Source organism: Streptococcus bovismuti, from assembly GCF_042436615.2.
Taxonomy (GTDB): domain Bacteria; phylum Bacillota; class Bacilli; order Lactobacillales; family Streptococcaceae; genus Streptococcus.
Genome location: NZ_JBHMFR020000004.1, coordinates 130,952 through 144,841 on the forward strand (window position 1 = coordinate 130,952; position 13,890 = coordinate 144,841).

Consider the following 13,890-nt stretch of genomic DNA (forward strand, 5'->3'; position numbering starts at 1 on the left):
TACATTCCAACCAAACAAAGACTTCACAGGCACACCAGACCCAGCCAAAGTTGTTGCTAAAGATACTAACGGAACAAAAGTAGAAACTACTTATACACCAACAGTAACTCCAGTAACCCCAACCGCGGACCCAGCTGAAACAACAGATATTCAAGGTAAAACACAAACAGGTAAACCAACATTCACACCAGGTGCTGATGAGGTGCCAATGAATGATGAAGTACCAGCAACCTTCGAAGATGGTTCAACAGAAAAAGTCATCCCAGGAGAAGGAACATACACAGTAGCACCAGACGGCACAGTAACGTTCACACCAGAGAAGACATTCACAGGTAAAGGAACAGGCGTAACGGTTAAACGTGTAGATAAGAATGGTACCCCAGTAACAGCTAAATATACACCAAACGTGACTCCGGTAACTCCAACTGCAGACCCAGCTGAAACAACAGACATCCAAGGTAAAGAACAAAACGGTAAACCAACATTCACACCAGGTAACCCAGAAGTACCAATGGACGATGAAGTACCAGCGACATTCGAAGACGGTTCAACAACTAAGACAATTCCAGGAGAAGGAACATACACAGTAGCACCAGATGGAACAGTAACCTTCACACCTGAGAAAACATTCACAGGAGTAGGAACAGGCGTAACAGTTAAACGTGTAGATAAGAACGGTACCCCAGTAACAGCTAAATACACCCCAACAGTAACACCAGTAACTCCAGAAGGGACACCAGCTGAAACAACAGATATCCAAGGTAAAGAACAAACTGGAAAACCAACATTTACACCAGGTAACCCAGAAGTACCAATGGATGATGAAGTACCAGCAACCTTTGAAGATGGATCAACAACTAAGACAATTCCAGGAGAAGGAACTTACACAGTTGCACCAGATGGAACAGTAACATTTACACCTGAGAAAACATTCACAGGAGTAGGTACAGGCGTAACAGTTAAACGTGTAGATAAGAACGGTACTCCAGTAACAGCTAAATACACCCCAACAGTAACTCCAGTAACTCCAGAAGGAACACCAGCTGAAACAACAGACATCCAAGGTAAAGAACAAAACGGCAAACCAACATTTACACCAGGTAACCCAGATGTACCAATGGATGACGAAGTACCAGCAACCTTCGAAGATGGATCAACAACTAAGACAATTCCAGGTGAAGGAACATACACAGTGGCACCAGACGGCACAGTAACGTTCACACCAGAGAAGACATTCACAGGAGTGGGAACAGGAGTAACAGTTAAACGTGTAGATAAGAACGGTACCCCAGTAACGGCTAAATACACCCCAACAGTAACTCCAGTAACACCAGTTGGAACACCTGCAGAATCTGAAGGTCCTAAAGGCCAACAACAAACTGGAACACCAGTCTTCACCCCAGGAAACCCTAATGTACCAATCGATGAAGATGTACCACCAACATTCGAAGATGGAACAACTACAAAAGTTGTACCAGGAGAAGGAACTTACACTATCGACAAAGATGGTAAAGTAACATTCACTCCAGAAAAAGACTTCGTAGGAAAAGCTAAAGGTGTGACAGTTAAACGTGTAGATAAGAACGGTACACCAGTTACTGCTACATATACACCAACAGTTCGTCCTGATACTTCATTCGTTGATAAAGATGGCAACCCACTTTCACCAACAGAAGATGGAACTAAACCAACTAAAGATATCCCAGGATACAAGATTGTTAAAACTGAAGTAGACGAAAAAGGAAATACAAAACACATCTATGAAAAAGTTACAACAACTTATAAAGATAAAGATGGCAATGTAATTCCAGGAACAACTACTGAAGAAGGTACAACTCCTAAGAAAGATATTCCAGGTTACCGCTTCGTAGAAACTAAGACTCTTCCAAACGGAGACACAGAACACATCTATGAAAAGGTTAAGACTTCATTTAAGGATAAAGACGGTAATGAAATTCCAGGTTATCCAACAGAAGATGGCGACCAACCTAAGAAAGATATCCCAGGTTACCGCTTCGTAGAGACTAAGAAACTTCCAAATGGTGATGTAGAACACGTTTATGAGAAAGTTTCAACACCACTTATTCCTCAAACAGAGCCAGGTAAGCAAAATACAACTACTTGGACTGATGAGAATGGAAATCCATTGAAACCAACGGAACCAGGTTCTAAAGAGCCAGGAACAATTCCAGGTTACGAATATGTCAAGACTGTGACTGATCCAAATGGAAATATCAGACATATCTTTAGAAAAGTTGAGATGCCAACTCCAAGACCGGTTGAACCAAGTCAACCAGTACAACCAGTTTCTCCACAAGAGCCAACAAGCCCTGAGAAACCAGTAACTCCAGACATGCCAGCAGTGCCTGAGCAACCAAAACAACCAGCAACACCTAAATATGTTGAAGGTCAAAAAGAGTTGCCAAATACTGGTACAGAAGACAATGCCCGTCTTGCGGCACTTGGACTTCTTGGAGTCTTGAGTGGATTTGGACTTGTAGCTCGCAAGAAGAAGGAAGATTAAGATTTCTAATTGATATGATTTGTTAAGAGTGAACAAACTATCCGGAAAACTGATGAATCGAATGATTCATCAGTTTTTTGCTAACCAGAAAAATAACTGAAAAATTTTTGAGAAAGCTAAGGTATTTTTTTGAAATTTTTTGATAAGTTAAAAACCGAATAATGAAATATTTGGATGAATCAGCATCTTTAGTACATCAAAATAGAAAGATTAAAAATGGTAATATAAATGTGGCAACAAGCTCTATAAATCCAGTTTATCCATTTATATAAATTATAAAAATACGATAATTTTAATTGAAATTTAAATAGGTTATTTTTGGAAATAACATCCAAAAAACCATGGCTTTAAAACACGAACTATATTATTTAAAAAACGGTATAAAATTCGTAAAAATCAATTGTAAAGATTGAAAAATATAAAATAAAAACTGAAAGTTTTGTAGAAGTTTGATATTTCAAAACAAAAGTACTTGCAAAATGTTTTAAAATGTGATATTATAATTATTCATGTTAATTGTGGATAATAAATTTTCCTCTTTTGAGTTTTTGAAGGAGGAATTTTTATTTTTTGCTTGACTAACTAACATGATAAAAATTTCCAATTTTTTCTGAAAATGGATTTGCTAATATTCGATAAAAAATGGTAAAAATTGCTTTTAATATTACTAAAAAGAGGGCGAATACTTAAAAATAAAATATATTTATTATTATAAATAATAAAAATAAGTTTGAAAACTAAAATTTATTTATTATAGTGTAAATTTTTAATTGAATTACTTGCTTACAATATAGAAGTGTGATATCATTAAATTGTATCTGAAGTACGAATTTTCGACATACAAAACATTGTCATGTTAAGTGTTTAAAATGCCGAAATTTTTTTGTACATAAGTACATTAAAAAATAAAATAAATAAATAAGGAGGTTGTGAGTCTCATGCAAGGCAAACAACAACAAGATTTTCGAACGGAGAAGTACATTCGTTACGGTATTCGTAAGTACAGCTTTGGAGCAGCATCAGTAGCGATTGCAGCTGGTTTGATGTTCCTAGGCAATGGTGCGGTATCAGCAACAGAAGTACAATCGGCTGAAACAACTATCTCAACACCTGCTCCTAGTCAAGATGATAAGGAGAAGGAAAAGGCTGAGCCTAAAGCTGAAACAGTAGAAACTGTAAAACCAGAGACTGTGAAGCCAGAAACTGAAAAAGCTACTGAAGCAAAAACTGAAGTGAAAGCAGAAGAAGCTAAGAAAGTAAATAAGGCTATCCTTGAAGCAAGTATTGCTACTTTGGAGTCTAAACTTTCAACTGCTAAATATGCAGACGCTACAGTAGTAAGTTCAGCTAAGGAAGTATTGGCAACAGCTAAAGCAACTCTTGCAAAAGCAGATGCTAGCCAAGCTGATGTAGATGCACAAGCAGAAACTGTATCAGCTTTGAGCACAGTTGTAACTGAGTCAAATACTGCTGGTTTCGATAAGAAACAAGCGGCTGAAAAAGAAGCTGCGAAAGCTGAAGCTGAAAAGAAAGCAACTCCAGCTGAAAAAGCTCTTTCAGTCGCAACAACAACACTTACACAAGTATCGTCAGAAGCTGAAGTAACTAACAAATTGGCTGAGACTGAACTTGCTAAGGCTGACGTCAAAGAAGAAAACAAGGCAGCAGTTACAGCAGCAGTTGCTAAAAACCAAGCGGTTCTTACTGAAACTAAGGCTCTTCTTGCTGATAAGAGTGTTACAAAAGAGCAAGTAGATGCTCAATTGGAACGTCTTAATGAATCAATCCTTGCAGTTTACAATGAATTGAAAAATGCAGGAATCGGCCGTGACGGTAAGTTTGCTGTTAACTTAGCAGAGGCTCAAACAACAGCACTTAAAGATGCCTCTACTGAAACAGGTAAAAAATGGTTAGAAGATCATGATTACTCTTCATTATCAGACATCAAAGTTAAAACTAAAGAAGAAAACCTAAAAGAAATCAAAGACTTGAATGACCAAATCCAATGGTTGGACTTTGGAGATACATCTGCATGGACAAATCTAACAGCATCTAACCAACTTCAAATTGGTTCTACATATACAAAAGAATTGATTCCTGGTTACATTGTTACGATGAGAGTTAAGGAACTAAAACCATTTGAATCAACTGAAATATTCAAAAACCGTGTAGCGGGAACTGATTTAGAAAGTTCTTATCAACCAGACAAAGAAAACAAATTCAATCCAGATAATGGTGCAACAGGGCTTGGAGCAAATCCTCAAAATAGATGGACACACGTTGCTAATTCTGGTATAACAACTGGTAAAGCTAAAACAACAATCGCAGGAACAAACCCTGCAGGACAGCCTAAAAATGGTCAAGCAGCTGGGGTTAAATTCGATGTAACAGCGACTTATAACGGTAAACCTGTAAAACCTGGTATCGTTATGACTTCTGGGGAAGATATTGGTCCTCTTGAGTCTGAAATTTATACAACTAATGGTACTCCATGGGACTTAGCTGCAATTGTTGGTTATGGTTCAAATAAAAATGCCTATAAGCCTCTTTATGAATTTAAAGATATGAATGGTGGTAAAACTGCTATCCTTAAATGGCAAGATGAAAAATTCTATAATGCTCTAAGTGGTAAAAAATTTGCGACTCCTGATGAAGCTACTGCAGGTTTAGGTTCACAAGTGTTTGGAGGTTACATAAATCAAAACGGATCTGGAACTCCAGTATTATCTACGGCAAACGTAACTGAAGTAGGATTTTATATCATGTCTTCTGGACAACAGTCTTCTATGATTGGTATTAAGTTCTCAGACTTCGGAGATCTTCCAGAATCATATGGTATGGCTGAGCACTACTTAAGAACTCAATCTATTGATTATGATACAAAAGCAATTAAACAAATCCAACAACCATACTTAGGTAAAGTTAAAGCGGATATTGACTCTGCACCAGGTACTCGTGTACGTGGAGTAGACTCAGATGACGAGAAAGATAATGCCGATGAAGGTGTAGATCAACTTATTGCTCCAGACAATGTACATACCAACAAAGATACAGGACGTCCAGAAGTCCAATTAGTTAAAGGTCCGGACAACACTTATAAAGTTAAAGTTCTTGCTTCAGCTAACGGTAATGACAACTACACAGATACAGTTGCTCCAGCATACGTGCGTGGATTTATTGACTTCAATGGAAATGGTAAATTTGATAAAGGTGAAGAATCTAATATCGCTACAGTAACAGGAAAAGACCAAGAAGTAGAACTTACATTTACAAACACTCAAGTAGTGGACACTACTAAAGATGTAGTAAACTTCCGTGTTCGTATCGCAAAAGATGAATCTCAAGTAGAAAAAGCTGTAGGAATTGCATACTCTGGGGAAGTAGAAGATAACCAAATCCAAGTAATTCACCCACCACGTGGAGATAAAGAAGAAACTACGGGTAAACAAGGTGAAACTCAATCAGTAGGTATCGAATTCAGAACACGTCCATTAGGTGACGATGCATCTGACCTAGGTTCTAACAACGGTAAAACCACCTTCAACTCATACGGTAAAATTCAGTATACTGAACAAAGTAATGTAATCAGTGCTGAAACTACTAAGAAAGCTCAAGGTGGCGTTAAAATTGTTGATGGTGATAACCTAGTTGATACCCTTAAAGTTCCAGGTCAAGGTACATACACAGTAACAGAAGATAAAGTAACCTTCACTCCAGAAGCTAACTTTGTAGGTAAAGCTGACGGTATTACACTACGAGCAGTGGACTCAAATGGTGAATCTACTGGATGGACTGCATTAACAGATCAAAACGGTCTTGAAAACATCAATGATGGTACACACTCAGCTACTAAGAAAACTATGGATGCTGTATACATTCCTACAGTAACTCCAAAAGAAATCACTGCAGATCCTGAAAAATCAACAGATGTACAAGGTAAAGAACAGAAGAAAACTCCAACATTCAAAACAGAAGGTGATTCAGCTACACCAGTAGCACCAAGCGCTACTTACCCAGCTAAATTGGTTGATCCAAAAACTAACGCTAAAGTTGATTCTGTAACTGTAGATGGAGAAGGAACTTACACAATCAACCCAACAACAGGTGAAGTAACATTCCAACCACTTCCAACATTCAAAGGAACTGCAACAGGTGTTGATGTAACATTAACAGCACCAGTAGGTCAAGATAAAGATGGTCAACCTGTAACAGCTACAGCTACTACAAAATACACTCCAACAGTAACAGCTGTAGAACCTGCAGCTAAACCAGCAGATTCAGCAGGTGTACAAGGGGAAACTCAAAAAGGAACTCCTACATTTACAGCAGGAAATGCAGAAGTACCAATTAAAGAAAACTCTGTAAAACTATTAAATCCAGATGGTACAGAAGCAAATGGACCGGTAGATGCTTTAGATGAAAAAGGAAATAAAGTAGGGGAATACACAGTAAACCCAGCAACAGGTGAGGTAACCTTCACACCAACTGATAAAACTTACACTGGAAAAGTTGTACCAGCTAAAGTACAAGCAGAAGATAAAAATGGAACAAAAGTAAATACTACTTATACTCCACATATCGTAGGTGTTACACCAACTGCAACACCAGCAGATTCTTCAGGTATCCAAGGACAACCACAAGATGGAACAGTATCATTCGCTCCTGGAGAAACAACTGTTGAAGGTGAGAAAAAATCAGTACCAATCAAAGCTAACTCAGCAGTGTTGCTTGATGCTTCAGGTACTCCAGTAGCACCAGGTACTCCAGTAGATGCTTTAGATCCAGAAGGAAACAAAGTTGGGGAATACACAATTGACCCAGCTACTAACAAAGTAACCTTCACACCAACTAACAAAGAATACACAGGTAAAGTACAACCAGCTAAAGTACAAGCAGAAGACGAAAACGGAACAAAAGTAAACACAACTTACACTCCAAACATCGTAGGTGTCACACCAACTGCAGAACCAGCTGAAACAACAGATGCACAAGGTGTTGAACAATCGAAAGAAGTAACCTTCAAACCTGGTAAAGCAACTGTTAATGGTGTTGAAAAAGAAGTACCAATCGACACTACTTCATACAAACTATTGGATGAAAATGGACAACCAGCAGAATCAGTACCAGCTAAAAACCCAGCAGGAGATGTTATCGGTACTTACACACTTAAAGTTGTAGACGGTAAAGCAACTGCGGTATTTACACCAACTGATAAAACATATGCAGGAGAAGTTGCCCCAGTTACTATCCAAGCTAAAGATACAAATGGAACTCCAGTAACTACAACTTACACTCCAAACATCACTCCAGTAGAACCAACAGGAAAACCAACATCAACTGAAGGTGCACAAGGACAACCTCAAGAAGGAACTCCAACATTCACACCAGGTAATGATAAAGTTCCTATGAAGATCGACGCTACTCAACCAGCTAAATTAATCGATCCAGCTACTGGACAACCAACTGACGAAACAACAATTCCAGCAAAAGATGCTAACGGAAAAGAAGTTGGTACATACACAATCGATCCAACAACAGGTAAAGTGACATTCACACCTAACAAAGACTTCGTAGGTACTCCAGTGCCAGCAACAGTTCAAGCCAAAGATGCTAATGGAACACCAACAACTGCAACTTACACACCAACTGTTAAACCAGTAACACCAAAAGGTGTAGATACATTCACAAAAGATATTCAAGGAGCGGAACAAAAAGGAACTCCTGAATTCAAACCTGGTAAAGCTACAATTGATGGAAAAGAAGTAGAAGTTCCTATCGATACTAAAGAACCAGCTAAACTAATCGATCCAAAAACTGGTCAACCAGTAGACTCAGTAACAATTGATGGAGAAGGAACTTACACAGTTAATCCTGAAACTGGAGAAGTTACATTCACTCCAGATAAACAATTCACAGGTAAAGGAACACCAATCAAAGTTCAACGTAAAGATACAAACGGAACACCTGTAACAGCTGACTACACAGCAGTAGTGGTTCCTGCAGACCCAGAAGGGGACCATGTAACAACTGCGGATATCCAAGGTGCAGAACAAAGTGGAACACCGCAATTTCATGGTGGTAAAGCAAATATTGATGGCGTAGAAAAAGAAGTGCCTATCGATGAAACTGTTCCAGCTAAACTAATTGATCCAACTACAGGTCAAGAAGTTACTGAAGTTGTAACAGATGAAGGAACATACAGAGTAGATCCAGATGGAACGGTTCACTTTAAACCAAAACCAGATTTCGTAGGAAAAGCTAAAGGTGTAACTGTAAAACGTGTTGATACAAATGGAACACCAGCAACTGGTACATTTACACCAACGGTGGTTGGAACTTCTCCAAAAGCAGAACCATCTATTTCTAGTGATATTCAAGGTCAAACTCAAAGCCAACCAGTTAAATTTACAGGTGGTTCAGCGGTTGTTAAAGACCCGGTAACAGGAGCTAAAACAGAAAAATCTGTAGATATTGATCCAGATACTTACACATTATTAAATGAAAAAGGACAACCAGCACCAGAAGTACCAGCTAAAGATCCAGAAGGAAATGTAATTGGTAAATATACTCTTATTAAAGAAGACGGTAAAGATCCAGTTGCAGTCTTCACTCCAACAGATAAAACTTACTCAGGACCAGTTAAACCAGTAACAGTTCAAGCGAAAGATACAAATGGAACAGCTGTAACAACAACTTACACTCCAAATATCACGCCTGTTAAACCAACTGCTAAAGGGATAACTTCTGAAGGTGCACAAGGTCAAGAGCAAAGCGGAACTCCAACATTCACTGAAGGACACGAAAAAGCTCCAATCGATCCAACTGTACCAGCTAAATTAATCGATCCAGAAACTGGTGAACCAACTGATGAGACATCAGTAGAAGTACCAGGAGAAGGAACTTACACAATCAACCCAGAAACTGGTGAAGTAACATTCAAACCAGAACCAAACTTCACAGGTAAAGCACAAGGTGTTGAAGTTCAACGTAAAGATACAAACGGAACTCCAGCTACAGCTAAATACACACCAACAGTTAAACCAGTAACACCAACATCAAAAGATGCAATTTCAGAAGATATTCAAGGTGCTAAACAAACTGGAACACCAGTATTCACACCAGGTAAAACAATAGTTAACGGTCAAGAAGTAACTGTAGACCTAGACCCTGAAGTTAAACCAACATTAGTAGGTGCTGATGAAGAAGGTAAAGTGGTAGTGCCTAATGAAGGAACATACACAATCGATGAAAATGGTGTAGTAACATTCACTCCAGAACCAAACTTCACTGGTAAAGCTAGCGGTGTAACAGTTAAACGTGTTGACAAAAATGGAACAGAGGTAACTGCTAAATACACACCAACAGTTAAACCAGTAACACCAACTGCAGAAGGTGTAACTACAACTGATGTTCAAGGTGCTAAACAAACAGGTAAACCAGTATTCACACCAGGTAAAACAACAATTAACGGTGAAGAAAAAACTGTAGAACTTGATGATACTAAACCAGCTACATTCGAAGACGGTTCAACTACGAAAGAAGTACCAGGAGAAGGAACTTACACAGTAGCTCCAGATGGAACTGTAACATTCACTCCAAATAAAGACTTCACTGGTCAAGCAACAGGTGTAACAGTTAAACGTGTTGACAAAAACGGAACACCAGTAACAGCTAAGTACACTCCAGTAGTATTACCAGTAACACCAACAGGTAAAGACGTAACATCAATCGGTGAAAAAGGACAACCACAATCAGAAACTCCAACATTTACACCAGGAACTACTAAAGTAAACGGTAAAACTATAACAGTACCTATCGATGAAAAAGTAGCGCCAACATTTGATGATGGAACAACTGAGAAGAAAGTACCAGGAGAAGGAACTTACACAATCGATAAGAACGGTAAAGTAACATTCACTCCAGAAAAAGACTTCGTAGGTCAAGCTAAAGGTGTAACAGTTAAACGTGTTGACGAAAACGGAACACCAGTAACAGCTAAATACACACCAACAGTATTAGGTAAAGCAACTACAGAAAACGTAGTATCTGAAGGTGCTAAAGGCCAACCTCAATCTAATACTCCAGTATTCAAAGGTGATGTAGACACTACAGTAGCTCCAACATTCACTGATGGAACAACTGAGAAGAAAGTACCAGGAGAAGGAACTTACACAATCGATGCGACTGGTAAAGTAACGTTCACTCCAGAAAAAGACTTCGTAGGAACAGCTACTCCAGTAGAAGTTGTACGTAAAGACAAAAACGGTAAAACAATCAAAGCATCTTACACTCCAACAGTACATCCTGACACTAAATTTGTAGTAGTAGGAAAAGATGGTAAAGAGACTGAACTTATCCCATCTAAAGATGGTAAGAACCCATCAGAAACTATTCCAGGATACAAAGTTGTGAAGACTGAAACGGATGAAAAAGGGGATACGAAACATATCTACGAACCAGTAACAACTAAACACGTAGATAAGAACGGTAACCCAATCCCAGGAACAACAACAGAAGAAGGAGCAAAAGATCCTAAGAATATCCCAGGATACAAAGTAGTAGAAACTCGTAAACTTCCAAATGGTGATACAGAATATGTATACGAAAAAGTAACGACAAGATACGTAGATAAAGCTGGTCACCCAATTCCAGGAACTGAAATTGAAGAAGGAACAAAAGAACCTAAGAACATTCCAGGTTACAAACTAGTAAGTACAACAACTAGTGGAGAAGGAGATACAGTTCACGCTTACGAACCAGTAACTACAACATTCAAGGACAAAGATGGTAATCTCATTACTGTTGATAAAAACAATAACCCAGTAGAATCGACAGAAGAAGGAGAAAAACCAGCTAAATCTATCCCGGGTTACCGCTTAGTAGAAACTAAGAAACTTCCAAACGGAGATACTGAACATGTCTACGAAAAAGTTTCAACTCCTGCGCCAACTCCAGCTCCAACACCTTCACCTATTCCTCAACCAAATCCAAGTAGACAAACTACAACAATTTGGACAGATGAAAATGGAAATCCATTGAAATCATCTGAATCAGGAGCTAAAGAACCAGGAACAATTCCAGGTTACGAATATGTGAAGACTGTAACTGACCCAGCTGGAACTATTAAGCATATCTTCAGAAAAGTTGAAATGCCAACTCCAGTTGAACCAAGTCAACCAGTACAACCAGTTGAGCCAGCTACACCAGCAATGCCTGAACAGCCAGCTCAACCTCAAGTACCAGCAACTCCAGCACAACCAGTACAAGCAACAGCAATGAAAGAAGCTGAAGCTAAGCGCGAATTGCCAAATACTGGTACAGAAGACAATGCTCGCCTTGCAGCACTTGGACTTCTCGGAGTATTGAGTGGATTTGGTCTTGTAGCTCGCAAGAAGAAAGAAGACTAAGCTTTCTAATTGATCTGATCTGTTTGCGATAAACATATTATCCTTAAAGCTGATGAATCGAATGATTCATCAGCTTTTTGCTGTTGTCACTGGGGGTACAGAGTGGACATCGAAATAAGGCTCTCATACTCTTCGAAAATCTCTTAAAACCACGTCAGCTTCCATCTACAACCTCAAAACAGTATTTTGAGCTAACTTCCTAGTTTGCTCTTTGATTTTAATTGAGTGTCAGTTAGGAAATAATAGTTATGCCTTCTTCTTTTGGAGAAAATATGGTATAATAGAGAGTAAAAAACTTTGAAAGAAAGAAAAAGATGAATTTAAAAGATTACATTGCAACAATTGAAAATTATCCAAAGGAGGGTATCACCTTCCGAGATATCAGTCCTTTGATGGCTGATGGAAATGCTTATAGCTACGCTGTTCGTGAAATCGTTCAGTATGCTACCGACAAGAAAATTGATATGGTTGTAGGGCCTGAGGCTCGTGGTTTTATCGTGGGTTGTCCAGTTGCCTTTGAGTTAGGAATTGGTTTTGCGCCTGTTCGTAAGCCAGGTAAATTGCCACGCGAAGTCATTTCTGCTGACTATGAAAAAGAGTACGGTGTTGATACCTTGACTATGCACGCGGATGCCATCAAACCAGGTCAACGTGTTCTTATTGTAGATGATCTCTTGGCAACAGGTGGAACTGTTAAGGCAACCATCGAGATGATTGAAAAACTTGGTGGTGTTGTAGCAGGTTGTGCCTTCCTTGTTGAATTGGATGAATTGAACGGCCGTGAAAAAATCGGTGACTACGATTACAAAGTTCTTATGCATTATTAATGAAAAGCAGTCCCTAGGGCTGTTTTCTCTACATTAGGATATAAAAATAGACTATAGCTAGTTAGAGAAAAACTATAATTGAAAACTATATCTTCTTACAGTATAATAAAAGGACTAAGTGTTTGAGATTTGACTTCAAACACATTCAATTATTTCTAAAAGAGTACAGTTAGGAGAAGGTTATGCCGATTAGAATTGATAAAAAATTGCCAGCTGTTGAGATTTTACGGACAGAGAATATCTTTGTCATGGATGATCAACGTGCGGCCCACCAAGATATCCGTCCCTTGAAAATTTTGATTTTAAACCTAATGCCCAAAAAAGTGGTCACAGAGACCCAGTTGTTACGGCATTTAGCAAATACTCCTTTGCAATTGGACATAGACTTTCTCTATATGGAGAGCCACCGTTCCAAGACGACTCGTGCAGAGCACATGGAGACCTTTTATAAAACTTTTCCTGAAGTCAAGGACGAGTATTTTGATGGGATGATTATCACAGGGGCTCCGATTGAGCATTTACCATTTGAGGAAGTGGACTATTGGGAGGAATTTAGCCAGGTGCTTGAGTGGTCTAAGACCCATGTCTATTCGACCCTTCATATCTGTTGGGGAGCTCAGGCTGGACTCTATCTTCGCTATGGAGTGGAAAAACACCAGATGGACAGTAAGTTATCGGGTATTTATCCTCAGGACACTTTAAAGGAAGGTCATCTTCTCTTTAGAGGATTTGACGATAGCTACGTATCACCTCATTCTCGGCATACGGAGATTTCTAAGGAAGAGGTCTTAAATAAAACCAATCTTGAGATTTTATCAGAGGGCCTGCAGGTTGGGGTTTCGATTTTGGCCAGTCGTGATTTACGAGAAATTTATAGTTTTGGGCATTTGGAGTATGACCGAGATACCTTGGCAAATGAATATTTCCGAGATCGTGATGCAGGTTTGGATCCTCATATTCCAGAAAATTACTTTAAAGATGATGATGTCAACCAGACACCTTGTCTTTGTTGGTCTTCATCAGCAGCCCTATTTTTCAGTAACTGGGTGAACTATGCCGTCTATCAGGAGACGCCTTTTGACTGGAGAAAGATAGAAGATGATGCATCTGCATATGGGTATTTATAAGAGGA

General features: G+C 38.9%; 4 protein-coding genes. All 4 read left to right on the forward strand.

Annotated features, from left to right (window positions below):
* Positions 1 to 2,524: LPXTG cell wall anchor domain-containing protein (locus ACERDH_RS05960; RefSeq protein ID WP_386684622.1), on the forward strand; the 2,524-nt coding region annotated here is incomplete at its 5' end.
* Between the two features lie 938 nt (positions 2,525 to 3,462).
* Positions 3,463 to 11,931, forward strand: a complete 8,469-nt coding sequence (locus ACERDH_RS05965) for a GEVED domain-containing protein (protein WP_386684625.1) — start codon at positions 3,463 to 3,465, stop codon at positions 11,929 to 11,931.
* 314 nt (positions 11,932 to 12,245) lie between these two features.
* Complete coding sequence (locus tag ACERDH_RS05970) at positions 12,246 to 12,758, forward strand: adenine phosphoribosyltransferase (protein WP_001049320.1); 513 nt, start codon at positions 12,246 to 12,248, stop codon at positions 12,756 to 12,758.
* A 182-nt stretch (positions 12,759 to 12,940) separates the two neighbouring features.
* Positions 12,941 to 13,885 (forward strand): homoserine O-acetyltransferase MetA, encoded by a 945-nt coding sequence (metA, locus tag ACERDH_RS05975; RefSeq protein ID WP_386684629.1) that lies wholly within the window; start codon positions 12,941 to 12,943, stop codon positions 13,883 to 13,885.
* Positions 13,886 to 13,890: the final 5 nt, after the last annotated feature.

Coding starts and splice junctions, on each gene's coding strand:
- metA (WP_386684629.1), top strand. CDS start 12,941: ATGCCGATTAGAATTGATAAAAAATTGCCAGCTGTTGAGATTTTACGG.
- ACERDH_RS05965 (WP_386684625.1), top strand. CDS start 3,463: ATGCAAGGCAAACAACAACAAGATTTTCGAACGGAGAAGTACATTCGT.
- ACERDH_RS05970 (WP_001049320.1), top strand. CDS start 12,246: ATGAATTTAAAAGATTACATTGCAACAATTGAAAATTATCCAAAGGAG.